20 protein-coding genes are annotated in these 25,226 nt (G+C 72.3%); 10 read left to right on the forward strand and 10 right to left on the reverse strand.

What is annotated here, in order from left to right; translation table 11 throughout:
• Positions 1-75: 75 nt before the first annotated feature.
• Positions 76-1,278 carry a folylpolyglutamate synthase/dihydrofolate synthase family protein gene (locus tag BKA00_RS18135; RefSeq protein ID WP_185026556.1) on the forward strand — a complete coding sequence of 401 codons (1,203 nt, stop codon included), beginning with the start codon at positions 76-78 and terminating at the stop codon, positions 1,276-1,278.
• Here BKA00_RS18135 and BKA00_RS18140 read toward each other — a convergent pair.
• Both BKA00_RS18140 and BKA00_RS18145 read right to left on the reverse strand, forming a co-directional pair.
• Entirely contained in the window at positions 1,250-2,233 is a 984-nt protein-coding gene (locus tag BKA00_RS18140; RefSeq protein ID WP_185026558.1) for a hypothetical protein, read from the reverse strand. The two genes, BKA00_RS18135 and BKA00_RS18140, sit on opposite strands and share 29 nt — an antisense overlap.
• A 136-nt stretch (positions 2,234-2,369) precedes the next feature.
• Positions 2,370-4,991 carry a valine--tRNA ligase gene (locus BKA00_RS18145; protein WP_230298536.1) on the reverse strand — a complete coding sequence of 874 codons (2,622 nt, stop codon included), beginning with the start codon at positions 4,989-4,991 and terminating at the stop codon, positions 2,370-2,372.
• A gap of 381 nt (positions 4,992-5,372) precedes the next feature.
• On the opposite strand from BKA00_RS18145, the gene BKA00_RS18150 reads away from it, so the two are divergent.
• Both BKA00_RS18150 and BKA00_RS18155 read left to right on the forward strand, forming a co-directional pair.
• Complete coding sequence (locus BKA00_RS18150; RefSeq protein WP_230298537.1) at positions 5,373-6,173, forward strand: sensor histidine kinase; 801 nt, start codon at positions 5,373-5,375, stop codon at positions 6,171-6,173.
• A complete protein-coding gene (locus tag BKA00_RS18155; protein ID WP_185026564.1) occupies positions 6,170-6,823 on the forward strand; it encodes a response regulator transcription factor in 654 nt (217 codons plus the stop codon). The genes BKA00_RS18150 and BKA00_RS18155 overlap by 4 nt, the downstream gene beginning before the upstream one ends.
• 55 nt (positions 6,824-6,878) lie before the next feature.
• On the opposite strand, the gene BKA00_RS18160 is transcribed toward BKA00_RS18155, so the two are convergent.
• A complete protein-coding gene (locus BKA00_RS18160; RefSeq protein ID WP_185026566.1) occupies positions 6,879-7,907 on the reverse strand; it encodes a helix-turn-helix transcriptional regulator in 1,029 nt (342 codons plus the stop codon).
• Positions 7,908-8,196: 289 nt separating this feature from the next.
• On the opposite strand from BKA00_RS18160, the gene BKA00_RS18165 reads away from it, so the two are divergent.
• On the forward strand, positions 8,197-9,321 hold the full coding sequence (locus BKA00_RS18165; RefSeq protein WP_185026568.1) for a class II histone deacetylase: 1,125 nt from the start codon (positions 8,197-8,199) through the stop codon (positions 9,319-9,321).
• Between the two features lie 36 nt (positions 9,322-9,357).
• On the opposite strand, the gene BKA00_RS18170 is transcribed toward BKA00_RS18165, so the two are convergent.
• Complete coding sequence (locus BKA00_RS18170; RefSeq protein WP_185026570.1) at positions 9,358-10,521, reverse strand: GDSL-type esterase/lipase family protein; 1,164 nt, start codon at positions 10,519-10,521, stop codon at positions 9,358-9,360.
• A gap of 209 nt (positions 10,522-10,730) precedes the next feature.
• Between BKA00_RS18170 and BKA00_RS18175 the strand changes: the two genes are divergently transcribed.
• Positions 10,731-11,324, forward strand: a complete 594-nt coding sequence (locus tag BKA00_RS18175; protein WP_185026572.1) for a TetR/AcrR family transcriptional regulator — start codon at positions 10,731-10,733, stop codon at positions 11,322-11,324.
• 70 nt (positions 11,325-11,394) lie between these two features.
• On the opposite strand, the gene clpX is transcribed toward BKA00_RS18175, so the two are convergent.
• The 4 genes from clpX to tig form a co-directional block, all read right to left on the reverse strand.
• Positions 11,395-12,669, reverse strand: coding sequence for an ATP-dependent Clp protease ATP-binding subunit ClpX (gene clpX / locus BKA00_RS18180; RefSeq protein ID WP_149261596.1), 1,275 nt, complete (start codon positions 12,667-12,669; stop codon positions 11,395-11,397).
• Positions 12,670-12,841: 172 nt separating this feature from the next.
• A complete protein-coding gene (locus tag BKA00_RS18185; protein WP_185034410.1) occupies positions 12,842-13,504 on the reverse strand; it encodes an ATP-dependent Clp protease proteolytic subunit in 663 nt (220 codons plus the stop codon).
• Positions 13,505-13,565: 61 nt separating this feature from the next.
• Positions 13,566-14,198, reverse strand: coding sequence for a ClpP family protease (locus BKA00_RS18190; RefSeq protein ID WP_230298577.1), 633 nt, complete (start codon positions 14,196-14,198; stop codon positions 13,566-13,568).
• Between the two features lie 249 nt (positions 14,199-14,447).
• The gene (tig, locus tag BKA00_RS18195) at positions 14,448-15,935 is read right to left on the reverse strand and encodes a trigger factor (protein ID WP_185026574.1); all 1,488 of its coding nucleotides are present in this window, start codon (positions 15,933-15,935) and stop codon (positions 14,448-14,450) included.
• 294 nt (positions 15,936-16,229) lie between these two features.
• Here tig and BKA00_RS18200 point away from each other — a divergent pair, with 294 nt between their 5' ends.
• A complete protein-coding gene (locus tag BKA00_RS18200) occupies positions 16,230-17,393 on the forward strand; it encodes a hypothetical protein (RefSeq protein WP_185026576.1) in 1,164 nt (387 codons plus the stop codon).
• A gap of 51 nt (positions 17,394-17,444) precedes the next feature.
• Here the strand turns inward: BKA00_RS18200 and BKA00_RS18205 are convergent, their stop codons facing one another.
• Positions 17,445-19,967, reverse strand: coding sequence for a Tex family protein (locus BKA00_RS18205; protein ID WP_185026578.1), 2,523 nt, complete (start codon positions 19,965-19,967; stop codon positions 17,445-17,447).
• A 195-nt stretch (positions 19,968-20,162) separates the two neighbouring features.
• Between BKA00_RS18205 and BKA00_RS18210 the strand changes: the two genes are divergently transcribed.
• Positions 20,163-21,449, forward strand: coding sequence for a sensor histidine kinase (locus BKA00_RS18210; protein WP_230298538.1), 1,287 nt, complete (start codon positions 20,163-20,165; stop codon positions 21,447-21,449).
• Complete coding sequence (locus BKA00_RS18215; RefSeq protein WP_185026579.1) at positions 21,401-22,045, forward strand: LuxR C-terminal-related transcriptional regulator; 645 nt, start codon at positions 21,401-21,403, stop codon at positions 22,043-22,045. The genes BKA00_RS18210 and BKA00_RS18215 overlap by 49 nt, the downstream gene beginning before the upstream one ends.
• A 16-nt stretch (positions 22,046-22,061) precedes the next feature.
• Here the strand turns inward: BKA00_RS18215 and BKA00_RS18220 are convergent, their stop codons facing one another.
• On the reverse strand, positions 22,062-22,478 hold the full coding sequence (locus BKA00_RS18220; RefSeq protein ID WP_185026581.1) for a cupin domain-containing protein: 417 nt from the start codon (positions 22,476-22,478) through the stop codon (positions 22,062-22,064).
• 61 nt (positions 22,479-22,539) lie between these two features.
• Between BKA00_RS18220 and BKA00_RS18225 the strand changes: the two genes are divergently transcribed.
• Together BKA00_RS18225 and BKA00_RS18230 are read left to right on the forward strand one after the other, a co-directional pair.
• Entirely contained in the window at positions 22,540-23,025 is a 486-nt protein-coding gene (locus tag BKA00_RS18225) for a MarR family winged helix-turn-helix transcriptional regulator (protein ID WP_185026583.1), read from the forward strand.
• A gap of 193 nt (positions 23,026-23,218) precedes the next feature.
• The gene (locus BKA00_RS18230; RefSeq protein WP_185026584.1) at positions 23,219-25,051 is read left to right on the forward strand and encodes a glycosyl hydrolase family 18 protein; all 1,833 of its coding nucleotides are present in this window, start codon (positions 23,219-23,221) and stop codon (positions 25,049-25,051) included.
• Positions 25,052-25,226 lie beyond the last annotated feature (175 nt).

Below are 25,226 nucleotides of genomic sequence, written 5' to 3' on the forward strand. Positions count from 1 at the left end.
GCTCGGATAGCTGACTCACGGTCACAGAGCCTACTCGGCGGTGGGCGCGCCCCCGTCCGGGCCCACACTGGAGGCATGGAGGTGTTCTACCGCGAGTGGGAGCGGCGCGCCCCGGGCGAGACCCGCGACGTCGGGCGGGCCCGCGCCCTGGCGGACGCGCTGGGCCTCCTCGCGCCGGACGTCCCCGTCCTGACCGTCGTCGGCTCCAAGGGGAAGGGGACGGCGGCGACCTACGCGTCGGCGTTCCTCGGGGCCGCCGGGCTGCGCGTGTGCACGGTCACGAGTCCCGGGCTGCGCAGCGACCGCGACCGCGTCAGGGTGGACGGGCGCGCCGTCTCCGCCGGCGAGCTCGCCTTCCTGGCGGACGCCGTCGGGGAGGCCGTCGCCGCGCTCCCGCCGCCGTCCGGCGGCTACCTGTCCCCGTCGGGGCTCTTCACGCTCGCGGGAGTCCTGCACGCGCGCCGCGCCGGTGCGGACGCGCTCGTCCTGGAGGCGGGCATGGGCGGACGGTCGGACGAGGCCGCCCTGTTCCCGCCGGACGTGGCCGCGATCACGCCGGTCTTCCTGGAGCACGCCGGGGTGCTCGGCGACACGGCGGCGGAGATCGCCGAGGAGAAGCTCGGGGTCGCCGGGCCGCGGACGCGCGTCCTGTCGGCACCGCAGTCGGCCGAGGTCACGCGGGTGCTCGGCGCCGCGGAGTTCGTCTGGCCCGGAGGCAGCGGGCTCCCCCGGGACCTGCTCCCCGCCGGTCTCGGACGCGCGGCGGCGGAACTCGGCGTCGCCGCCGCGCGCCGCCTCCCCGGAGTGGCCGAGCCCCCGGCCGCGGCGGTGCGGGACGTGCTGTCCTCGGTCGTCCTGCCCGGCCGCCTGTCCTGGCACGACGTGCCGGGGTCGGCCACCCGTGTGCTGGTCGACTCCGCGATCGACCGTGCCGGGGTCGCCGCCGCCCTCACCGCCGCCCGGGAGGCGTGGGGGGCGATCGACCACGCCGTGGTCTGCCTCCCCGACCACAAGGATGTGGACGGCGCCGTCGCCGAGCTGGGCGCGCTGCCCGTGACGTTCGTCCGGCTCGGGTTGCCGCACCTGCGGTTCACCCGCGCGCTGCCGCCCCACTGGGACGTGGTCGGGCCCGCCGCGATCACGCCGGAGTCGCTCGCGACGCTCGGGCACCGCGTGGTCGCCCTCGGCACGGTCTACTTCACCGGGCTCGTCCTGGACGCCGTGGGCGCCGACACCGAGCGCCTCTACGTCACTTCGGCTTCTCGACGTCCTTCCTGACGCGGTGCATCAGGTCGGCCATCAGGGGGAACTGCGGATTCGCCGTGGGGCGGTTGGACGCGACGACGCCGAAGGAGTCCTTGGTCGCCCACGCGCAGTAGGTGTGGGTCTCGGCGAGGACGGCGAACGTCCCGCAGACCGCCTTGCCGCCCCTGCGCCCCGGGTCGGCGTCCTGACCGGCGATGAACGTGGTCGGCTGCGTCTCCTGCAGGAAGCCCGCGGGATCGCCGATCCGGCCCGTCCCGCCCACGAACAGCACGTTGACCTTGCGCACCGGCTCCTCGGTGTAGACGGCGAGGCCGTTGCCGGTCACCGGGATGCCGCCCGCCTCGACCGCGCCCGCGACGAACGGGTACGCGGCGCTCGCCTGCGGGGAGGTCAGCGGATCCTTGTGCAGGCCCCCCGCCGTCGGTCCCGCCTTGACCACCTTCTTGGACGGCCCGGGACCGGCCGGCGCCCCGCCGTCCTCGTCGGCGCCGCCGGCCCGCAGTGCCAGCACGCCCGCGACCAGCAGCACCCCGGCGGCGACCGCTACGGCGCCCGCGACCAGCAGCGGCTTCGGCAGGCGCCCGCCGGGCCCCGCCGGGGCGCCGGTCACCGGCCGCAGCGGGCCGGTGCCGTCCCGCAGGACGCCGTGCGGGCCCGTGCCCACGACCGGAAGCGCTCCCGACCCGTTCGCCGAGACGGGCATCGCGTGCGGGCCGGTGCCGTTCCTCGGCAGGGCGTAAGGGCCCGAGACCTCCCGCAGCGGAGGCATGGCCTGCGGGCCGGTGCCGTTCACCATCGCGTGCGGGCCGGTCCCGTCGCCGATGTCGATCGACCACCAGGGGCGCGCGCCGCCGAAGGGCGCCGGGGCGGCCTCCGGTCCGGGATCGTCCTCGATGACCTGCGCCGCGTCCAGGTCCTCGCCGGACGGGGAGTCCGGCGTGCCGGACCGGGGTCGTGAATCGGCCATTGCACTCCCGATGGTTCAAATACCGCAAAGGCCCACGGGCCCAACGGGATCGTAACTGCGGCAGGCGCCACCGTGCCGAAGGATCGCCGTGTCAGCACCCGTGTCAAGAGCGGCCGGGCCGGCCCGCCGGCGGGGGTCAGCCCGCCGGGAGCGCGGCCAGCTGCGACTCCAGCCTGACGATGTCGGACTCCGCCTGGGCGAGCCGGTCGCGGTTCTTCGCCACGACCGCCTCGGGCGCCTTCGCCATGAACGCCTCGTTGCCGAGCTTGCGCCGCGCCTGGTCGACCTCCTTGCGGGCCGCGGCCAGGTCCTTCTCCAGCCGCTTGCGCTCGGCGGCGACGTCGATCACTCCGGCGGTGTCGAGGTGCACCTTCACGTCCTCGACCGGCAGGGACGCCGTCGAGGAGAAGCCGTCCTCCGGCTCGGTGAGGCGCAGCAGCGAGCGGATGCCGTCCTCGTGGCGATGCAGGGGGGACCCGTTCCACTCGATCCGCGCGGCGACCCGCTGACCGGGCTTGAGGCCCTGGTCGGCGCGGAACCGCCGCACCTCGGTCACCATCCGCTGGAGGGAGCCGACGAGCTCCTCGGCGCCGCCGTCGCGGCGCGCCGGGTCGGCGGCCGGCCACGGCGCGGTGACGACCGTCTCCGCGCCGGTGAGGGACGTCCACAGCTCCTCGGTGACGAACGGGACGACCGGGTGCAGCAGCCGCAGCAGGTTGTCGAAGACCTCGCCGAGCACGCGGCGGGTCGCCTCGGCGCGCTCGTCGGCGAGCTGCACCTTGGCCAGCTCCACGTACCAGTCGCAGACCTCGTCCCACGCGAAGTGGTAGAGCGCCTCGCACGCCTTCGCGAAGTCGAACGCCTCCAGGTGCGCGTCGACCTCCGCGATCACCGCGTGCAGCCGCGACAGGACCCAGGCGTCGACCGTGGAGAGCTCGGCGGGCATCTCGCCGCGGGTGTGCGCGCCGTTGATGAGCGCGAACCGGGTCGCGTTCCACAGCTTGTTGCAGAAGTTGCGCGAGCCCTGCGCCCACTCCTCGGCCACCGGGACGTCCCCACCGGGGTTCGCACCGCGCAGCAGCGTGAAGCGGGTCGCGTCGGCGCCGTAGGCGTCGATCCAGTCGAGCGGGTCGATGACGTTCCCGAACGACTTGGACATCTTCTTGCCGAACTGGTCGCGGACCATCCCGTGCAGGGCGATGGTCTCGAACGGCTGGACGCCGTCCATCGCGTACAGCCCGAACATCATCATGCGGGCGACCCAGAAGAACAGGATGTCGTAGCCCGTGACCAGGACGGACGTGGGGTAGAACCGCTTCAGGTCGGGCGTCTCGTCCGGCCAGCCGAGCGTGGAGAACGGCCACAGCGCGGAGGAGAACCACGTGTCGAGGACGTCGGAGTCCTGCGTCCAGCCGGCGGGGGGCTCCTCGTCCGGGCCCGGGCAGACGACCTCGCCGTCCGGCCCGTACCAGACCGGGATCCGGTGCCCCCACCACAGCTGGCGGCTGATGCACCAGTCGTGCATGTTGTCGACCCACTCGAAGTAGCGGGACGCCATCTCCGGCGGGTGGATCTTCACGCGGCCGTCGCGGACGGCGTCGCCCGCGGCCCGCGCCAGCGACTCGACCTTGACGAACCACTGCAGCGACACCCGCGGCTCGACGACCGTGGAGCAGCGCTGGCAGTGCCCGACCGAGTGCTTGTAGGGGCGGACCTCCTTGACGATCCGGCCCTGCTCGCGCAGCGCGGCCACGACCGCCGGGCGGGCCTCGAACCGGTCGAGCCCCGCGAACGGGCCGGGCGCGGTGACGACGCCCCGCTCGTCCATGACCGACAGGGACGGCAGCGAGTGCCGCCGCCCGATCTCGAAGTCGTTCGGGTCGTGCGCGGGGGTCACCTTGACGGCGCCGGTGCCGAACGCGGGGTCGACGTGCTCGTCGGCGACGACCGGGATGCGGCGGCCGGTCAGCGGGAGCTCGATCTCCCGCCCGACCATGTGCGCGTACCGGGCGTCCTCCGGGTGGACGGCCACGGCGGTGTCGCCGAGCATCGTCTCCGCCCGGGTGGTCGCGACGACGATCTCGTCCTCGCCCGACCCGTACCGGATCGAGACCAGCTCGCCGTCGACCTCCTCGTGCTCGACCTCGATGTCCGACAGCGCCGTCAGGCAGCGCGGGCACCAGTTGATGATGCGCTCGGCGCGGTAGATCAGGCCGTCGTCGAACAGCCGCTTGAAGATCGTCCGGACGGCGCGGGCGCGGTCGTCGTCCATCGTGAACGCCTCGCGCGTCCAGTCGACGCCGTCGCCGAGGCGGCGCATCTGGCCGAGGATGCGTCCGCCGGACTCGGCCTTCCACTGCCAGACCCGCTCGACGAACTCGGCGCGCCCGAGGTCGTGCCGCGACAGGCCCTCCTTGGCGAGCTCGCGCTCCACCACGTTCTGCGTGGCGATGCCCGCGTGGTCCATGCCCGGCACCCACGCCACCTCGTGGCCCTGCATCCGGCGGCGCCGGACGAGGGTGTCCTGGATGGAGTGGTCGAGGGCGTGGCCCATGTGCAGCGAGCCGGTCACGTTCGGCGGCGGGATCACGATCGAGAAGGCCGGGCGCTCCGGCGCGCGTTCCGGATCGGCGGTGAACAGCCCCGCCGATACCCACCGCTCGTAGAGCCGGCCCTCTACATCGGCCGGTCGGTACTGGGTGGGCAGGTCGACGTCCGCGGCGGCGCCCTGGCCGCGCTCCTTGCTGGGCTGTGTCACGGCTGACGATTCTACGGGGACGCAGGGGGTGGACGGCCCAGGGACGGCCTGCCGCGCGAAGGAGATCCGCATCGGCGAGCCCCCGACGCCTCGTCCACGTCCACGCAGATCGCCTTGATCCGGTCGACCGGAACCACCTGGCGGTCACCCGTCCGGCGGCCGGGCCGCCCCGCACCACGTCCGCGGGCGCCGTGCAGAAGGCGCGCCACCGGCGGGCCTCCCCCTGGCCGGCGCCGTGCTCGGCGTCCGCGACACGCGGCGGAAGGGTCAGAGAGCGTTTTCCCGCCGCGGTCGGGACACTGGTCACCTGACACCGGGTCGCCTCGCCGGAAAGGGTGGCCGCGAGGTCCCGCGATGGCGGGGCGGAGGGAGAGGGACGGGATGCGAGCGGGACTGGCACGCGCCGCCGTGCTGGCCGGCGCGTTCACAGCGGGGGCCGTGGCGGCACGCGCCGCGACCATCCCTGCCCTCCACCGTCTCACCGCCGACCTGCAGCGCTCCCGCGAGCGCATCCTCGCCAGCCGCGAGGAGGAGCGCCGCCGGCTGCGCCACGACCTGCACGACGGGCTCGGGCCGACGCTCGCCAGCCTCGCGATGTCGCTGGACGCCGCCCGCATCACCCTCGCGGGCGAGCCGGAGCGGATGGACCCGCTGCTCGCCGAGGTCCGGGACCGGCTGGCGACGGCCGTCGGGGAGATCCGGGACCTCGCGCACGGGCTGCGGCCCCCCGCTCTGGACGACCTCGGCCTCGTCGCCGCGATCGAGTCGTTCGCCGGCGGCTGCTGCGAGCGGGTGGACGTCCGGTTCGACGGCGACCCCGCCGGGCTGCCCGCCGCGGTGGAGGTCGCGGCGTACCGGATCGCGCAGGAGGCGCTGACCAACGTCCGGCTGCACGCCCCCGGAAGCACGGTGACGGTCAGGCTGACCCGGGACGCCGACCTGCACCTGGTGGTCGCCGACACCGGGCCAGGCCTGCCGGACGCCGCCCGCAACGGAAGCCAGCCGAGGCCGCGCCGCGGCCTGGCCGCGATGAAGGAGTGGGCCGCCGAGGTCGGCGGCACCTGCGCGATCACGTCCCGGAACGGCGGCGGGACGGTCGTCACCGTCCGCCTGCCGCTCGCCGCCGCGCGGATCGCCGCCGGGTACCATCGTCCCTCCATCGAAAGAGACGGGCGGCGATGACCGAGACCATCCGGGTGCTCATCACCGACGACCATCCGGTTTTCCGGCAGGGGCTGAAGGGGCTGCTGCAGGCGCTCGGGGTGGAGGTCGTCGGCGAGGCCGAGAACGGGCCGGGCGCGGTCCGGCTGGCGGCGGAGCTCCAGCCGGACGTCGTCATCATGGACCTGCACATGCCCGGCGGCAACGGCATCGAGGCGACCCGCACCATCACCCGCACCAGCCCGCGCATCGGCGTGCTGGTGCTGACGATGTTCCGCGACGACGACTCGGTCTTCGCGGCGATGCGCGCCGGCGCCCGCGGCTACCTGCTGAAGGAGTCCGGCGCGGAGGAGATCGCCCGCGCCGTGAAGGCGGTCGCGGCGGGCGAGGCCATCTACGGCCCGGAGATCGCGCGCCGCGTGCTCACCTACTTCACCGACATGCCCGACCCGCGGCAGGCCGCGTTCCCGCAGCTCACCGAGCGGGAGCGGGAGGTCCTCGAGCTGATCGCGCAGGGCCGCAGCAACACCGAGATCGCCGGAACGCTCTACCTCAGCCAGAAGACCGTCCGCAACCACGTCTCGAACATCTTCATGAAGCTGCACGTCGCCGACCGCGCCCAGGCCATCGTCCTGGCCCGCGAGGCCGGCCTCGGCGAGTCCCGCGCCTGACGGCCCGGTCCCGGCGCAAGGGCACAGACCGGTGGACCGTCCCCCGGACGGCGCGTCAACCGCCCGCACGGCTCAGGAAGGCCCGCACCCCTGCGCGCCGGGGCAGGCCGGGCACGGGGTACAGGATGCTTTCGCGCACGGCGAGTGCCGCGGCCTCGGTCCGGCTCGACGTCCGGGTCTTCTGCAGGATGTGCTCGACGTGCTTGTGGACCGTGCGCGGCGACAGGAAGAACTGCTGGGCGATGACGTCGTTGGTCATCCCCATCGCCAGGCGCGTCAGGACCTCCACTTCACGACCGGTCAGTCCGTAGGGCACCTCGGCAGGTCGCGTGTGGACGAGCACCGCCCCTGGGGGGCAGACGGAAAGCTCGGGTGAGAGCAGCCCGACGCGGTGCCACATCCGGTCGAGGGGCCAGAGGACGCGAAGCCGCCGGCCGCCCGACTCCCGGAACTCCGCGACGACCTCCCGGAAGGCACCGTCCTCCAGCACCTGCGGCCGGTTCCGCCCCGGGACCGGCACGACCCGGTCGCCGGACACGAGGGCGGCGCGATCCAGGGGACCCACGCCGCCGGCGTGGACGGCCTGCCCGGTCGCATCCGCCATCGCCGCCAGCGCCGGCATGACGGACGCGAGCAGCCGGCGGACCCGCGTGTCGAAGGCTCCGTGCCGTCCGGTGGAGAGGTGCACGAGGCCCACGTAGCGCCCGTCGCGTCGCAGGGCGCCCGTCATGCCGTCCCGGAACCCCGCGGGCTCCACGTACTCCTCGTAGAACCAGCCGCGGCGGAAGCTCTGGCTCGGCTCCTCGGAGATGGACGGCGGCAGCTCGGCGTTGAGCACGTCGTCGAACCAGGGGGTCCGGGCGAAGTCGACGGCCAGCGAGCGCGCCGTCTCGGCCGCGTAGCCCAGCCCGGCGATCTGGCGGTGCTCCCCTCCGAACGGATCGACCGCGACCAGGGACGCGGCGTCGCCGTCCAGGACCTCGTTCAGCAGGCGCAGCACCTCCTGGCGCGCCTGGACCGCGTCCGGTTCGCGGACCAGCATCCCGATCTCGGCCGCGAGCGCGACATGCCGGTAGGTGGGCATGGCACCTCCGGGACGAGCACGGTCGGGCAGCGAGCCACGACGAGAGCCCCGAATCTATGGCGCGGACGGTTCCTGGACAAGATCTGCCGTCATCGCACTCCGAAGCCGCACACGCCCGGCGCCCTCCGGGCGGGGGCCGGGCCGCACCGGTCGGGCGACTCCGCAGTTCTACGGATGCCCCGGACGCGTGGCCCGCGGTCCCATAACGCGACCGGGCCCGCAGGCGGACCCGCGGCGACCGATGTCTCCACTGGGCGAAGCGCCCTCGTCACCGGAAGAGGAACGAGCGATGGCCACGGGCTACCTGTACCACGAGATCTTCGGCTGGCATGACACCGGATCGAACGCCGGACTGTTCGGGGCGGACCCGGCGGCCGGGCTGCAGCCCTACATGCACCTGGAGAACGCCGAGACCAAGCGGCGCATCCACGAACTGATCGTCGTGTCGGGGCTCATCGACCGGCTGGAGCGGGTGCGGCCGCGGCACGCGTCCGAGGAGGAGATCCTCAAGGTCCACACCCGGGACCACCTGGAGCGGATCCAGGCCGAGAGCCGGTGGCCGAAGGGAGGCGACGCGGGGGACGGCTTCAGCCCGTTCGGAAAGGGCGGGTACGAGATCGCCGCCCTGGCGGCCGGCGGGGTCATCACGATGGTCGAGGCGGTCGTCAGCGGCGACGTCACCAACGGGTACGCCCTGGTCCGCCCGCCCGGTCACCACGCGGTCGCGGGCAGCGGCATGGGGTTCTGCGTCTTCGGCAACCTCGCCATCGCCGCCCGGCACGCCCGCGACGTCCTCGGCGTGCGGCGCATCGCGGTCGTCGACTGGGACGTCCACCACGGCAACGGGACGCAGTCCTTCTTCTACGGCGACCCGGACGTGCTCACGATCTCCCTGCACCAGGACAACTGCTTCCCGCCGGACAGCGGCGCGCTCACCGAACGCGGTGACGGCGCCGGATTCGGGTACGCGCTGAACGTCCCGCTGCCTCCCGGGACCGGCGACGGAGGCTACCTCTACGCCATGGACCGAGTGGTGGCACCGGCCCTGCAGCGGTTCCGGCCGGATCTCATCCTCGTGGCCTCGGGCTTCGACGGCAGCGCCATGGACCCGCTGGCCCGCCAGCTGCTGACCTCCGAGGGGTACCGGACCATGACGCGCCGGCTCATGGAGGTCGCCGAGGACCTGTGCGGCGGCCGGATCGCGATGTCGCACGAGGGCGGCTACAACCCGGTCTACGTCCCGTTCTGCGGTCTGGCGGTCATCGAGACCCTGGCCGGCGCCGAGCCCTTCGCGGATCCGTTCCTGCCGGTGGTCTCCGGAATGGCCGGCCAGGACCTCCAGCCGCACCAGAAGGCCCTCGTCGACGAGGTCGCGGCGCTGGTCGGCGACATCTCCGGCGGTCCGGCCGCCTAGGGGCGCTCTGGGCGGGCGTCCGGCCCCTCCCCCGGCTCAGCGGGCCGCGAAGGCTCCGTGCTCGTTCTCGAAGACCAGCGCGGCGAAGCGCTCCCCGATGAGGCGGTGGCTCTCGGGGGCGGGGTGGATCTCGTCCGGCAGGGGCACCTCCGCGTAGTCGGCCTCGCCGTAGAGCGCGCGGCCGTCGAGGTAGTGCAGGTGGGGATCGTCCGCGGCGCGGCTCGCGGCGATGGCGGCCAGCGCGTCCCTGATGACGGTGAGCGTCAGCCGCCCGCTCGCCACCTCCGCCGGGTCGCCCGTGGCCCGGAACCGCAGGCGCGGCGCCCCGGGGTCGAGGGCCAGGGGGCCCGGCGTGTGCTCCTGGACGGGGCAGAGGATCGGCGAGACGAGCAGCAGCGGCGTCTCGGGGTGCCCCTCGCGGACGGTGTCGAGGAAGCCGTGCACGGCGGGCCCGAACGCGCGCAGGCGCATCGCGTCGCCGTTCGCGACGTTGATGCCGATCTTGAGGCTGATCAGGTCGGCCGAAGTGCCGCGGATGGCGCGCGCGGTGAACGGGTCGAGCAGCGCGTTCCCGCCGAAGCCGAGATTGACCAGGTCGACGCCGCCACGGGCGGCGGCCACCGCGGGCCAGGTGGAGGTGGGGCCGGCGGCGGTGGAGCCATGGCTGATCGAGCTGCCGTGGTGCAGCCACACGGGGCGCCCGGTGTCCGGGACGGGTTCGACGGGGGCGTCGGTGCGCAGCGCGATCAGCTCGGCGGGCTCGACCTGCGGCAGCCAGATCTCCACGTCCTTGGCCTCGGCGGCCAGGCCCGCGAACCTGAGCGTGCCCGGCTCGCCCGGCCTGGTGACCGCCTTCTGGGTCGCCATGTCGATGACGGCGAGGTGCCCGCCGGGCACGCTGCCCGCGCCCGCCGGGCGCCCGTCGACCACGAGCTCGTAGAGGCCGTCCGGCTGCGGCGGGGCGCCCTCATAGGCCCGCTTGGTGGTCAGGACGTCCAGTTCCACGGCGGTGGCCCGGGTGCGGAAGGCCAGCCGCACGCCGGACGGCTGCTCCTCCGTCCTCGCCATGTACTCGTCGGGGTACTGCGCGCGGGCGGCGAGGGGCAGCCGGTGCGGCAGCACTCCGCGCCCCGTCCTCTCCAGTTCGAGCGCCCCCCGCACGATGCGCATGTCGATGGGAGTGGTGATCCACTCGGTCATGCCTGCCCTCTGTTCTTCCTAATAGTATTAGGCAATCTCCAAGTTACCTTAGGAATGGGGTCCTTGCGTTGCCGGGCCAGAGTGCCGGATGCCGGCGTGTGAGGAACTCGGGCGGCGAGGGACGGCCGGGGCGGGCCGCTTCGTCAGGTCCGCCCCCGCTCCCTAACATGAACAGGTAATCACCAAGAGGCTCTAAGTTCGGAGGTTCCATGGCGCGCGCGGGCATCACTCCCGAACGCCTCGCCCGGACTGCGGCGGAGCTGGCCGACGAGATCGGCTTCGACCGGCTGACCGTCTCGGCGGTGGCGCGCAGGCTCGGCGTCAAGGACCCCAGCCTCTACGCGCACATCGAGAACGTCCGGGAGTTGAAGACGCGGGTCGCTCTGCTGGCCCTGGACGAGCTGGCCGACAGGGTCGCGGGCGCGGTGGCGGGGCGCGCGGGCAAGGACGCCCTCGTGGCCTGCGCCGGCGCCTACCGCGCCTACGCCGCGGAGCATCCCGGACGGTACGCGGCGGCCCGCTTCGAACTCGACCCGGAGACGGCGGCGGCGAGCGCCGGGCCCCGGCACGCGGAGATGACGAGGGCGATCCTGCGCGGGTACGACCTTCCCGAACCCGACCAGACCGACGCGGTGCGCTTCCTCGGCAGCGTGTTCCACGGCTACGTGAGCCTGGAGCTGGCGGGCGCCTTCGGCCACACGGCCCGCGAGGCCGACGCGTCCTGGACGTGGGCGCTGGACACGGTCGACTTCGCCCTCGGGAACCACCCGTCCCGCGAGGCGGCCGGACGGACGCGGCCCTAGCCGGAAACGCCGAGAGCAGCGGGCCCCCTGGGCGCCCGCTGCTCTCGCGCGGTTCAGATCTCGTGCGGTGTCAGGCCGACTTCTCCCGCGGCTCGCGCTTGGGACGGTCGCGCGGGACGAGGGTCGGGTTGACGTGCTCCAGCACGGCCTCCCGGGTGATGACGACGCGGGCGACGTCCTGGCGGCTCGGCACCTCGTACATCACCGACAGGAGCACCTCCTCCATGATCGCGCGGAGGCCGCGGGCCCCGGTGCCGCGCAGGATGGCCTGGTCGGCGATGGCCTCCAGGGCGTCGTCGGTGAACTCCAGGTCGACCCCGTCGAGCTCGAAGAGGCGGTGGTACTGGCGCACCAGCGCGTTCTTCGGCTCGGTGAGGATGTTGATCAGGGCCTCGCGGTCCAGGTTGTGGACCGAGGTGATCACCGGGAGCCGGCCGATGAACTCGGGGATCATGCCGAACTTCAGCAGGTCCTCGGGCATCACGTCGCCGAGCACCGCCGACGACTCCTCGAAGTCGGACTTGGAGCGGATCTGCGCGCCGAAGCCCATGCCCTGCTTGCCGACCCGGGACTCGACGATCTTCTCCAGGCCGGCGAACGCGCCGCCGCAGATGAACAGCACGTTGGTGGTGTCGATCTGGATGAACTCCTGGTGGGGGTGCTTGCGGCCGCCCTGCGGCGGCACGCTGGCGGTGGTGCCCTCCAGGATCTTCAGCAGGGCCTGCTGGACGCCCTCCCCCGACACGTCCCGGGTGATCGACGGGTTCTCGCTCTTGCGAGCGATCTTGTCGACCTCGTCGATGTAGATGATCCCGGTCTCGGCCTTCTTGACGTCGTAGTCGGCGGCCTGGATCAGTTTGAGGAGGATGTTCTCGACGTCCTCCCCGACGTAGCCCGCCTCCGTCAGCGCCGTGGCGTCCGCGATGGCGAACGGGACGTTGAGCAGCTTGGCGAGCGTCTGCGCGAGCAGCGTCTTGCCGGATCCGGTGGGACCGAGGAGCAGGATGTTGGACTTGCCCAGCTCGACCAGGTCGTCACGGCCGGTGTCACCCGACTGGATCCGCTTGTAGTGGTTGTAGACGGCGACGGAGAGCGCCTTCTTCGCCGTTTCCTGCCCGATCACGTAGGAGTCGAGGAACTCGTAGATCTCCCGTGGTTTGGGCAGGTTGTCCCACTTGAGGTCGGAGGTCTCGGAGAGCTCCTCCTCGATGATCTCGTTGCAGAGATCGATGCACTCGTCGCAGATGTACACGCCCGGACCCGCGATGAGCTTCTTGACCTGCTTCTGGCTCTTCCCGCAGAACGAGCACTTGAGCAGGTCACCACCGTCGCCGATGCGTGCCACCCAACCGTCTCCTTTTCGTGGGGCCGCCAGCCTTGGAGGATGCGGCGCAGCTGGTTGCGTCCCGGAGGCTCACGACGTCGGGTTCGACGTTACCGCCTCCAGCGGACTTGGAAAGCCCCTCGCCCGGAAGTGTGACGACCGGGCTGGGGGACTCCCTCGTCCTCGTGCCGTCTCAGGACGACACTACCTCGGCCTTCCGCTTCCTGCTGGCGAAGACGTCGTCGATGAGGCCGTAGTCCTTGGCCTCGGCCGCCGTGAGGATCTTGTCGCGCTCGATGTCGCGGCGGACCTCGTCGATGCCCTTGCCGCTGTGCTCGGCCAGGATCGACTCCAGCAGATCGCGGATCCGCATGATCTCGCGGGCCTGGATCTCGATGTCGCTGGACTGGCCGTAGCTGCCCTCGGTCGCGGGCTGGTGGATCAGGATCCGCGAGTTGGGCAGCGCCGCCCGCTTGCCCGGCGTCCCGGCCGCGAGCAGCACCGCCGCGGCGGACGCGGCCTGGCCGATGCACACGGTCTGGATGTCGGGCTTGACGAACTGCATCGTGTCGTAGATCGCCGTCATGGCGGTGAACGAGCCGCCGGGCGAGTTGATGTAGATGCTGATGTCGCGGTCGGGGTCGATCGACTCCAGCGTGATCAGCTGGGCCATCACGTCGTTGGCGGACGCGTCGTCGATCTGCACGCCGAGGAAGATGATCCGCTCTTCGAAGAGCTTGTTGTACGGGTTCATCTCCTTGACCCCGTACGTGGTGCGCTCGACGAACGACGGAATGATGTAGCGGTCGTCGACCGGCTTCGGAGAGCCGCCCGCGTACGCGGCGGGCCGGACCATATCGCTGAAACCGGGTCGGATGAGGTCGCTCACTGTGTGCCTCCGAATCGTTGTGAGGTCGTCAGGAGACGGGGCCCTCGGAGGGCACCTGGGTGGCGCTGAGCACGACGTGGTCGACGAACCCGTAGTCCTTGGCCTCGTCGGCGGTGAACCAGCGGTCCCGGTCGGAGTCGCGCTCGATCTGGTCGAGTTCCTGGCCGGTGTGCTCGGCGATCTTCTCGGCGAGCGTCTTCTTCACGTACAGCATCTGCTCGGCCTGGATCTTGATGTCGGAGGCGGTGCCGCCGATGCCGCCGGACGGCTGGTGCATCATGATCCGCGCGTGCGGCAGGGCGTAGCGCTTGCCCCGGGCGCCCGCGCACAGCAGGAACTGGCCCATCGAGGCGGCCAGGCCCATGCCGACCGTGACCACGTCGTTCGGGACGTACTGCATGATGTCGTAGATCGCCATGCCGGCGGTGACGGAGCCGCCTGGCGAGTTGATGTAGAGCGTGATGTCGCGGCGGCCGTCCTCGGCCGACAGCAGCAGGAGTTCGGCGCAGATGCGGTTGGCGATGTCGTCGTCGACCTGCTGGCCGAGGAAGACGATGCGCTCGCGCAGCAGCCGCTGGAACAGCTGGTCGCCCAGAGGCAACAGGGGCGCCTCGGCGACCCGCGCCTGGATCCGCGACGACTCGTGGAAAGTCGGAGGCATGCTCACCGGGTGTTCCTCCGGTCCTTTTAATCGGTTCGGATGATTGGACATTAACGCGCTCACGGGCCCACTCACGCCCGGGGGCCCGGCTTTTCGCCAGGGGCGTACCCGGCGCGGCCCCGGCGACGCGCGGGACGCGTGCGATCTTCACCGCCGCTCCCGGCCCCGCGGGCCCCGCTCACGCGCACGCCCCGCACCCGTCGTACGGATGCGGGGCGTGCCCGGTGCCTCACGGACGTCCAGAAAGCTCTAGGCGTCCTTGCCCTTGGCGGCCTGCTCGTCGGCAGCCTCGGCGGCCGGGGCCTCCTCAGCGGCGGCCTCAGCCGTCTCCTCGGGGGCCTCCTGCGTCGGGCCGCCCTCGGCCTGCGTGTCGGCCGCCTCCTCGGCGGCGTCCTCGGCCTGGGCGGTCTCGCCGTTCAGCTCGCGCTGCACGGCGTCGACGTCGATCTCGTTGCCCGACTCGTCCTTGACCGTGACGTGCTCGACCACGAGGTTCAGCGCCTTGCTGCGCAGCACCTCCGAGACGATCGCCGGGAGCTGGTTGTTCTGCGTCAGGTACTCGGCGAGCTGCTGCGGCTGCACGCCCATCTGCATCGCCTGCGAGACGACGTACTCGCTGAGCTCCTCGTTCTCGACGCCCAGCTCCTCCTGGACGGCGAGCTGGTCGAGCACGAAGCCGCCCTTGACCGCGAGCCGGGCCGCGTCGGCGACCTCGGTGTCGAACTCCTCGGCGGTCTTCTCCTCTTCCTCGAGGTAGTCGTCCCGGGTCATGCCCGCCATCTGGAGCTGCTGCTCCAGCTGCTGGTTGCGGCGGCCGATCTCCTCTTCCACGACCTTCTCGGGAAGCGGGATGTCGACCTTCTCCAGGAGCGCCTCGAGGGCCTTGTCGCGCGCCTCGGACAGCTGCTGCAGCTTCACCTGCCGCCCGAGCCGGACGCGCACGTCCTCGCGCAGCTCCTCGATGGTGTCGAACTCGCTGGCGAGCTGGGCGAACTCGTCGTCCAGGTCGGGCAGGTTCTTCACCTTGACGCTCTGCACGGTGACGGTGATCTCGGCCTCCTCGCCGGCGTGCTCGCCGCCGACCAGGGTGCCGGTGAAGGTCTTGTCCTCGCCCGCGGCGAGGCCGGTGATGGCCTCGTCCAGGCCCTCGATCGCGGAGTTGCTGCCGACCTCGTAGGAGTAGCCCGTGGTGGAGGCGTCCTCGATCTCCTCGCCGTCGATCCGCGCGACGAGGTCGATGGTGGCGAAGTCGCCCTCCTCGGCCGCGCGCTCGGCGCCGGTGAGGGAGGCGAAGCGCTCGCGGAGGTTGTCGATGGTCTCGCCGACCTGCTCGTCGGTGACCTCGGCGTCCTCGACGACGACCTCAAGGCCGTCGTAGTCGGGCACCTCGAACTTCGGCCGGATGTCGACCTCGGCGGTGAAGGCGAACTGGGTGCCGTCCTCCAGTTCGGTCACCTCGACGTCGGGCTGCCCGAGCACGAAGATCTCGGACTCCTCGACGGCGCGGCCGTACAGCTCGGGAAGCGCGTCGTTGACCGCCTCCTGGAGGACCGCGCCCCGGCCGACGTACTTGTCGATCAGCGGGGCGGGAACCTTGCCGGGCCGGAAGCCCTTGATCCGCACCTGCTGCGAGATCTCCTTGTACGCCTTGTCGAGGTTCGGCTTGAGCTCGTCGAACGGAACCTCGACGGTGAGCTTGACCCGCGTGGGGGTGAGCTCCTCGACATCGGTCTTCACTGGGGTCGGTCTCCTTGATCGGGCGCTGTCTCGGCCGCGGCGTTCGACGCGTTCTCTTCCTCTTTACGTGCGAGCCCTCGGCCTCCACGCAGCGGGCTGCGCCGTGGTGCTCGGCCGGTCAGTCTCTCGGCGGCGCGGGCACGCCGAAATACGGCTCCGCGCCTTCGCGCGGCCAAGTCTATGGGGTCGCGGCGCCGTCTGCGGACATCGGAGCCCCGCAAGCCCGGCGAATCCGAGTCAGCGGCGCCGCACAGGCAGTGACATGGAGCACCGGGACCCCCATACTCGTCCGGGATGAACGGGATAGCCGCGGCCTTCAGTGCGACCGGTCTCTACTACCTCGGGTTCGCCGTGTTCAAGCTGGCGGCGGACCGGATGCCCGCCGTACGGGGCAACCGCATCCCGCACATGGTGCGGACGATCGTGACCGACTGGGTCTTCCTGATCGCGCTCGGGATCGTGCTCGGCGGGCTCGGCCTGCAGATCCTCGCGCTCGGGAACCTGCCGCTGTCCACCGCGGTACCGATCTTCATGTCCGGCATCCTGCCGCTGCTGCTGATCGCGCTGGTGTTCTTCGGCGAGCGGCTGACCGCGCGCGAGTGGCTCAGCCTGGTGCTGATCGGCGGGGCGATCCTGCTGCTGACCGCGTCGCTGCGGGGGGACGAGCCGATCGGCTCGGCGGACGCGCCGCCGTGGAGGATCGCCGCGGTGGCCGCCCCGGCGGTGCTGGTCCCGCTGCTGATCCTCATCCTCGGCGACCACCGGCCCGACGGCCGGCACGCGCGCCCCGTGACCGGCATCGCCTACGGCCTGAGCTCGGGCTTCCCGGTCGGCACCGCCGAGCTGGCGATCAAAGGGTGGAGCGACGACCCGCACGCCACGAGCCTGCGCATCGCCGCGACGCCGTGGCCGTACCTGACGGTGCTGGCGGCGGCCATCGGGTTCGGGATCATGGTCATGGCGTTCCAGCGCTGCCGGGTGTCGATCGTGGCGACCGTGATGACGGTGAGCGCCAAGACCTACCTGCTGGCGATGGGCACGTTCCTCTACGCGGAGCCCTGGCCGCGGGACGCGGGGCACTCGGCGATGCGACTGGGCGCGCTGGTGCTGGGCGCGGTCGCCGTCCTGCAGTTCCCCCGGCACCGGCCGATTCCGGACGGGCCCGACGGCTCCTCCGCGGACGCCGCCGACGCGGTGGACCCGTTCGGCACGGCGGTCGGCGGGCCGGCGCTGGGCGGCCCGAGGCTCGGCCAGGCGTACCGGCACGCGCCGCAGGTGCCGCGGCAGCGTTCCCCGTACGCGCAGGACCCGCTCGGCGAGGACCCCTCCGACCGGTCCGGGGCGCCTCACCCCGAGGCGCCTCATCCCGAGGCGGCGGCGCCGCGGCGTCCCGTCCGCCCGCGGCGCCCGACCGAGACGGGCTCGGACGGGCGGTGGCGCGGCTTCGGCGAGAACTGAACGGCGCCCCGCGCTGAGCGCGGGACGCCGTCCGCTGCACGCCGCCGGGTGTCAGCGCTTCTTGCCGGAACGGCCCTTGTCGTTGCCGGGGAGGCCCTTGTCCAGGCCGGCGCGCCGGAGCGCGTCGGCCATGGCGCCGCCGCCTCCCTGGCCGCCGCCCCCCTGCCCGCCGCGGCGCTGCCCGCCGCGCTGGTTCCGGCCGCGCTGGTCCTGACCCTTCTGGTCCTGGCCCCGCTGGTTCTGGCCGCGCCGGTCGGGCCCGCCGCGTCCGGGGCGTGCGGCCCCCTCGCGCTGCTCGCGCTGCTCGCGCTGCTCGCCGCGCCGGCCGCCGCCCTGCTGGTCGCGGCCCGGCTCGTCGTCCAGGCGCAGCGTGAGCGAGATGCGCTTGCGCTGCAGGTCGACGTCCAGGACCTTCACCCGGACGATGTCGCCGGGCTTGGCGACATCGCGGGGGTCGGAGACGAACTTGTCCGACATCGCGGAGATGTGCACGAGCCCGTCCTGGTGGACGCCGACGTCCACGAAGGCGCCGAACGCGGCGACGTTGGTGACGACGCCCTCCAGGAGCATGCCGGGTTCGAGGTCGGCGAGCTTGTCGACGCCCTCCTTGAACGTGGCGGTCCGGAACGCCGGGCGCGGGTCGCGGCCGGGCTTCTCCAGCTCGGCGAGGATGTCGGTGACGGTCGGCAGCCCGAAGGTGTCGTCGACGAACTCCGCCGGCCTGAGCGAGCGCAGGACGGCGGTGTTGCCCACGAGGGCCTTGATGTCCGTTCCCGCGGTGTCCAGGATCCGGCGGACGACCGGGTAGGACTCGGGGTGGACGCTGGAGGCGTCGAGCGGGTCGTCCCCGCCGGGGATGCGCAGGAAGCCGGCGCACTGCTCGAACGCCTTCGGGCCGAGCCGCGGGACGCCCTTCAGCCCGGAGCGGCTGCGGAAGGGGCCGTTGGCGTCGCGGTGCGCGACGATGTTGTCCGCGAGGCCCTCCCCGATGCCGGACACGCGGGTGAGCAGCGGCGCGGACGCGGTGTTGACGTCGACGCCGACGGCGTTCACGCAGTCCTCGACGACGGCGTCGAGGGAGCGCGACAGCTTCACCTCGGAGATGTCGTGCTGGTACTGGCCGACGCCGATCGACTTGGGGTCGATCTTGACCAGCTCGGCGAGCGGGTCCTGGAGGCGGCGCGCGATGGAGACGGCGCCGCGCAGCGAGACGTCCATGCCGGGCAGCTCGCGGCCCGCGTACTCCGACGCCGAGTACACCGACGCGCCCGCCTCCGACACCATGACCTTGGTCAGCCCGAGGTCGGGATGCCGGGCGATCAGGTCGGCGGCGAGCTTGTCGGTCTCGCGCGAGGCGGTGCCGTTGCCGATCGAGACCAGGTCGACCCGGTGCTCGCGGGCCAACGTGGCGAGCGTCTCGATCGACTCGTCCCACCTGCGGCGCGGCTCGTGCGGGTAGATGGTGTCGGTCGCGACGACCTTGCCGGTCGCGTCCACCACGGCGACCTTGACGCCGGTGCGCAGGCCCGGGTCCAGGCCCATGGTCGTGCGGGTGCCGGCGGGCGCGGCGAGCAGGAGGTCGCGCAGGTTGGCGGCGAACACGCGGACCGCCTCGTCCTCGGCCTCCTGCCGCAGCCGGGTGCGCAGGTCGATGCCGAGGTGGACGAGGATCCGGGTGCGCCAGGCCCACCGGACCGCGTCCGACAGCCACTTGTCGCCGGGGCGCCCCTGGTCGGCGATCTGGAACCGGCGGGCGATCTCCACCTCGTAGGAGCTGCGCGCGGCCGGGTCCTCCCCCGCCTCCTCGGGCTCCAGGTCGAGGTCGAGGACCTCCTCCTTCTCCCCCCGGAACAGCGCGAGGACGCGGTGCGAGGGCAGCTTCGCGAACGGCTCGGCGAACTCGAAGTAGTCGGAGAACTTGGCGCCCGACTCCTGCTTGCCGTCCCGCACGCGCGAGACCATGCGCCCCTGGTTCCACATCCGCTCGCGCAGCGCGCCGATGAGGTCGGCGTCCTCGGCGAAGCGCTCGACCAGGATGGCGCGGGCGCCCTCCAGCGCGGCGGCCGCGTCGGCGACGCCCTTCTCCCCGTCCACGAACGCCGCGGCCTCGGCCTGCGGGTCGCGGGACGGGTCGCCGAGCAGCATCTCGGCGAGCGGTTCGAGCCCGGCCTCGCGGGCGATCTGGGCCTTCGTCCGGCGCTTCGGCTTGTACGGGAGGTAGATGTCCTCCAGCCGCGCCTTCGAGTCGGCCGTGATGATCTGCGCCCGCAGCTCGCCGGTGAGCTTGCCCTGCGACTCGACCGACTCCAGGATCGCGGCGCGGCGCTCGTCCAGCTCGCGCAGGTAGCGCAGCCGCTCCTCCAGCGCGCGGAGCTGGGCGTCGTCGAGCGTGCCGGTCGCCTCCTTGCGGTAGCGGGCGATGAACGGGACGGTCGCCCCGCCGTCGAGCAGGTCCACCGCGACCCGCACCTGCCCCTCGCGTACGCCGATCTCCTCGGCGATGCGCTCGGTGATGGGCCGCAGGGCGGGCCCGGGGCCCTGGCCGTCGGACGTCTGGCTGATGGTCGCTGTCACAGCTTGAATTCGCTTTCTCCCCTGAGTGTCGCCTGTGCATTGTCCAGGGAACGGGGCCGGTTGTCTTGTCACGCTCGAATGACGGTAGGCCTAACCCCACCGCATCGGTCACGAAGAGGGGGTCTAGCACCACCGAGCCCCAGGGGGCGAACGATGACAATGGTGGAGATCCCACGGCGAACCCTTGGAGGAACGGTGAGCGAGCTACTGCGCGAGTACGGGCGGCGTGCCCTCGCCTGCTTCTTCCGATCGGTCGTCCAGATCGTGCTGGCGTACGCGGTGAACCTGCCCTTGTTCATCGTGACCGTGCTGTCGATCGCGTTCATCCCGCTGGGGTTCGGGGTCGTCCTGGCTCCGATGATGTTCCAGGCGATCCGGACGATCGCCAACCAGCAGCGCGTCTGGGCGGCCGAGTGGTCGGGGGTGCGGATCCCCGTCCCGTACCGGGCGGAGCCCGCCAAGGCAGGGGTGTTCGGCCGGCTGAAGTGGGTCCTCACCGATCCGGCCTCATGGCGCGACCTGCTGTGGTCCCTTCTGAACGTGCCGGCCGCGCTGGTGCTCGGCGTCCTCGCGGGCGGCATGACGCTCTACGGGCTGGAGGGCGTGTTCGTGGCGCCGTGGGTGGCGCAGCTCACCGACTACGGGTGGGGCCCCTTCTGGCCGCTGGGCGAGTGGGGCGCGGTCGGCCTCGTCGGCACCGTCGTGCTGGGCGCGGCGCTGACGGCGGTGTCCGTCCCGGTGGGACCGCTGCTCCTGAAGGCGCACGCCAGGTTCTCCCAGTCCCTGCTCGCGCCGACGCGGGACGCGCTGGCCGAGCGCGTCGAGCGGCTCACCGAGACGCGTTCGGAGGCGGTGGACGCCTCGGCGGCCGAGCTGCGCCGCATCGAGCGCGACCTGCACGACGGCGCGCAGGCCCGGCTGGTCGCGCTGAGCATGAACATCGGCCTCGCCGAGGAGATGATGAAGCACGACCCGGACACGGCGCAGAAGCTCCTGGCCGAGGCCCGCGAGGCGAGCGGGACGGCGCTGACGGAGCTGCGCGACCTCGTCCGGGGCATCCATCCGCCGGTCCTGGCCGAGCGTGGCCTGGACGGGGCGGTGCGCGCCCTCGCGCTCACCCTGCCGCTGCCGGTCGACGTCCGGATCGACCTGGCGGGACGGAGCGACGCCCCGGTGGAGTCGGCGGCGTACTTCGCGGTGGCGGAGATGCTCGCCAACGTGGTCAAGCACTCGGCGGCGCGGCGCGCCTGGGTGCAGATCGAGTACCCCGGGGACCGGCTGCTCATGATCGTCGGGGATGACGGGACGGGCGGCGCCGACCCGGCGGCCGGAAGCGGAATGCGCGGTATCGAGCGCAGGCTGGCGGCGTTCGATGGGACGATGGCGGTGACGAGCCCGGTCGGCGGGCCGACCGTCGTGACCATGGAGCTGCCGTGCGCGTTGTCATCGCCGAGGACCTCGCCCTCCTCCGGGACGGGCTGATCCGCCTGCTGGGCGCGTTCGGGTTCGAGGTCGTCGAGGCGGTCGACAACGGGCCCTCCCTGCTGCGGGCCCTGACCACGCACCGCCCGGACGTGGCGGTCGTCGACGTCCGGCTCCCGCCGACGTTCACCGACGAGGGGCTCCGGGCCGCGCTGGACGCGCGCAAGGAGGTCCCGGGCCTGCCGGTCCTGGTGCTGTCGCAGCACGTGGAGCAGCTGTACGCGCGGGAGCTGCTGTCCGACAGCAGGGGCGGCATCGGCTACCTGCTGAAGGACCGCGTGTCGGACGTCAAGGTCTTCGTGGAGGCGGTGCGCCGGGTCGCGGGCGGCGGCACCGCCCTCGACCCGGACGTGGTGGCCCAGCTGCTCACCCGGCACGCCCGTGAGGAGCCGCTGCAGCAGCTCACCCCCCGCGAGCGCGAGGTGCTCGGGCTGATGGCGGAGGGCCGCTCGAACGCCGCGATCGCCGCGAAGCTGTTCGTGACCGAGAAGGCGATCAGCAAGCACACCAACAGCATCTTCGGCAAGCTCGGGCTGCCGCAGTCCGAGGACGACAACCGCCGCGTCCTCGCCGTCCTGGCCTATCTGGGCGCCTGATCCCCGGGATCTTCGGTCACTCGGCCCAGGGCGGGACGATCCGCTCGTCGCCCTGGGGCGCGATGGCGCACCGGGTCTCGTCCACCAGGGCTTCCGGGTCGTAGGCGCGGCAGCCCGCGCGGGCGGCGACGACGGCGCTGAACCCGGTGCCCCCGGCCGTGATCTGGCGGGGCGCGTCGGCGGGCAGGACGACGGTGTCGCCGGCGCCCGCCTCCAGCTTGCGGCCGTCCAGGTCGACGACGGCGTCGCCGCCGAGGAACGTCCACACCTGCTCGGTGTCGAACGCGTGCAGCGGACCGGTCTTGCCCGGCGTCCCCTTCACGCGCCAGACGGCGATCCCCTGGGTGCCGCCCTGGGTCGGCGTGGCGGCCGTGGTCATCACGCCGTTCGGCGTCTCGGTCCGGCGGCTCTCAGCGTTGCGGATGAGCGTCATGGCTCCCCGTCCCCTAAGTTAGACAATGTGGTTGTCCATATAGTCAACGAGGTTGTCTTTCATGTCAAGTGACGGCGGGCCGCGGGACGCGCCCGGATTCGAGCTGCCGCTGCGGCTCTTCCTGGCGTTCCGCATGATCATCGACGAGCTGCACGCCGAACTGGCCCGGGAGGGGCACCCGGAGCTGCGGCCGATGCACGGCTTCGTCTTCCAGGCCATCGGCCCGGACGGCACGACGGCGGTGGAGCTCGGCCGCCGGCTCGGGGTGTCCAAGCAGGCCGCGGGCAAGATGGTGGAGTCGCTGGAGCGGGCGGGCTACCTGGCGCGCGGGGCCGACCCGCGGGACGCCCGCCGGAAGATCGTCCGGCTGACCCCGCGGGCCGTGGACTCCCTCGTCCGGTCCGAGCGCGCCTTCGAGCGGATCCGGGGCGACTGGGTCCGGACGCTCGGCGCCGAGCGCCTGCGAGCCCTGGAGGACGATCTGCGCCGGATGACGCCCGCCGACCTGTGGCGCCTCGACATGCCGGGATGGTTCGGCGCGCCCTGACTTTTTCTCGGCGGCCGGTGACCGTATGAGTCCAGGCAGTCGCTTAGACCACTCGCGGGGGGCTTCGCGGCCGCCCCGGAGGCCCTTGTCGGCGCCCTTCGGCGCGGTTACGATCGGCGCAATTCTTAGGAAACTTTCCTAAGAATTGACGGGGATTCGTGTTTGCTTCGGGGGCCGAACCGAACGGAGAACCATGTCACGACCGGGCGGACGGCGGGCCATCGCGCTCGCCGGCGCAGCGACACTGGCGGCGGCCACGGCCCTGCTCACGGCGCCCCCGGCGTCGTCGGCGGAGGCGGTCACCGCCGCCTGCAAGAAGACCTCGGACTGGGGCACCGGCTTCGACGGCAACTGCACCATCACCAACGGCACCGGCTCGGCGATCAGCAGCTGGAAGCTGGAGGCGGACCTGCCGTCCGGGACGTCGGTCGGCAACGTCTGGAACGCCACCAAGACCGTCTCCGGGAACCACTACACGTTCGCCAACACCGGCTGGAACGGCACGATCGCCGCGGGCGCGACCACCAGCTTCGGGTTCGGCGGCACCGGATCCGGCTGGTTCACCGGCTGCAAGATCAACGGCGCGACCTGCGACGGCTCCACGCCCCCCGAGAAGGACACCGAGGCCCCCTCGGCCCCGTCCGGCCTCCGCTCCACCGGCAAGACCGCCACCAGCGTGTCGCTGGCGTGGAACGCGTCAACCGACAACGTCGGCGTCACCGGCTACGACGTCTACAACGGCTCGGCCAAGGCCGCGTCGGTGACCGGCACCAGCACGACCGTCGGCGGGCTGTCGGCCAAGACCGCCTACACCTTCACCGTCAAGGCCAAGGACGCCGCCGGGAACACCTCCTCCGCGTCGGCCCCCGTGTCGGCCACCACCGACGAGGGCGGCGGCAACCCCGGAGGCGGCGGGGACAAGGTCGTCGGCTACTTCACCAACTGGGGCGTCTACCAGCGCAACTACCACGTCAAGAACGTCGAGACGAGCGGCTCGGCCGCCAAGCTGACGCACATCAACTACGCGTTCGGCAACGTCACGGGCGGCCGGTGCGCGATCGGCGACTCCTACGCCGACTACGACAAGGCCTACACCGCCGACCAGAGCGTCGACGGCGTCGCCGACAACTGGGACCAGCCCCTGCGCGGCAACTTCAACCAGCTGCGCAAGCTGAAGAAGCTGCACCCGGACCTGAAGATCCTTTGGTCGTTCGGCGGCTGGACCTGGTCCGGCGGCTTCGGCCAGGCCGCCCAGAACCCGGCCGCGTTCGCCGAGTCCTGCTACAACCTGGTCGAGGACCCGCGCTGGGCCGACGTCTTCGACGGCATCGACATCGACTGGGAGTACCCGAACGCCTGCGGCCTGACCTGCGACACGAGCGGACCGGACGCGTTCAGGAAGCTCATGGCGGCCGTGCGCGCCAAGTTCGGGTCCGGCGACCTCGTGACCGCCGCGATCACCGCGGACGCGAGCGACGGCGGCAAGATGGACGTCACCGACTACGGGGGCGCCGCCCAGTACGTCGACTGGTACAACCCCATGACCTACGACTACTTCGGCGCCTGGGACGCCAAGGGACCGACGGCGCCGCACTCGCCCCTCACGTCCTACCCGGGCATCCCGCACGAGGGCTTCAACAGCACCGACACGATCTCCAAGCTCAGGGCCAAGGGCGTGCCGGCGAACAAGCTGCTGCTCGGGATCGGCTTCTACGGCCGCGGCTGGACGGGCGTCACCCAGTCCGAGCCGGGCGGCACCGCGACCGGCGCCGCGCCCGGCACCTACGAGGCCGGCATCGAGGACTACAAGGTCCTGAAGGGCAAGTGCCCCGCGACGAGCACGGTCGCCGGGACCGCCTACGGCAAGTGCGGCAGCGAGTGGTGGAGCTACGACACCCCGTCCACCATCCGCGGGAAGATGGGCTTCGCCGGAGACCAGGGTCTCGGCGGCGCCTTCTTCTGGGAACTCAGCGGCGACACGACGGGCGGTGAACTGATCACCGCGATCAAGAGCGGTCTCGGCTGAGCTGTTCGCAGAAGGGGTACTCCCAGCCCCTCAGACAGCCGAGACTTCGGGCCCCTGACCAACCGGACGCCGGTCAGGGGCCCGCCCCTTCCCGAGCCCCGAACCGTGGAGGCTTGTCGGCCGTGGCGCGCGGGTCGTCCATCATGGGAAAGGCCAAGGTGCCCCAGACCGCACC

The sequence above is a fragment of the Actinomadura coerulea genome, from assembly GCF_014208105.1.
GTDB lineage: Bacteria > Actinomycetota > Actinomycetes > Streptosporangiales > Streptosporangiaceae > Spirillospora > Spirillospora coerulea.

Coding starts and splice junctions, on each gene's coding strand:
- BKA00_RS18135 (WP_185026556.1), top strand. CDS start 76: ATGGAGGTGTTCTACCGCGAGTGGGAGCGGCGCGCCCCGGGCGAGACC.
- BKA00_RS18140 (WP_185026558.1), bottom strand. CDS start 2,233: ATGGCCGATTCACGACCCCGGTCCGGCACGCCGGACTCCCCGTCCGGC.
- BKA00_RS18150 (WP_230298537.1), top strand. CDS start 5,373: ATGCGAGCGGGACTGGCACGCGCCGCCGTGCTGGCCGGCGCGTTCACA.
- BKA00_RS18155 (WP_185026564.1), top strand. CDS start 6,170: ATGACCGAGACCATCCGGGTGCTCATCACCGACGACCATCCGGTTTTC.
- BKA00_RS18160 (WP_185026566.1), bottom strand. CDS start 7,907: ATGCCCACCTACCGGCATGTCGCGCTCGCGGCCGAGATCGGGATGCTG.
- BKA00_RS18165 (WP_185026568.1), top strand. CDS start 8,197: ATGGCCACGGGCTACCTGTACCACGAGATCTTCGGCTGGCATGACACC.
- BKA00_RS18170 (WP_185026570.1), bottom strand. CDS start 10,521: ATGACCGAGTGGATCACCACTCCCATCGACATGCGCATCGTGCGGGGG.
- BKA00_RS18175 (WP_185026572.1), top strand. CDS start 10,731: ATGGCGCGCGCGGGCATCACTCCCGAACGCCTCGCCCGGACTGCGGCG.
- BKA00_RS18185 (WP_185034410.1), bottom strand. CDS start 13,504: ATGGTCCGGCCCGCCGCGTACGCGGGCGGCTCTCCGAAGCCGGTCGAC.
- BKA00_RS18190 (WP_230298577.1), bottom strand. CDS start 14,198: ATGCCTCCGACTTTCCACGAGTCGTCGCGGATCCAGGCGCGGGTCGCC.
- BKA00_RS18200 (WP_185026576.1), top strand. CDS start 16,230: ATGAACGGGATAGCCGCGGCCTTCAGTGCGACCGGTCTCTACTACCTC.
- BKA00_RS18220 (WP_185026581.1), bottom strand. CDS start 22,478: ATGACGCTCATCCGCAACGCTGAGAGCCGCCGGACCGAGACGCCGAAC.
- BKA00_RS18225 (WP_185026583.1), top strand. CDS start 22,540: ATGTCAAGTGACGGCGGGCCGCGGGACGCGCCCGGATTCGAGCTGCCG.
- BKA00_RS18230 (WP_185026584.1), top strand. CDS start 23,219: ATGTCACGACCGGGCGGACGGCGGGCCATCGCGCTCGCCGGCGCAGCG.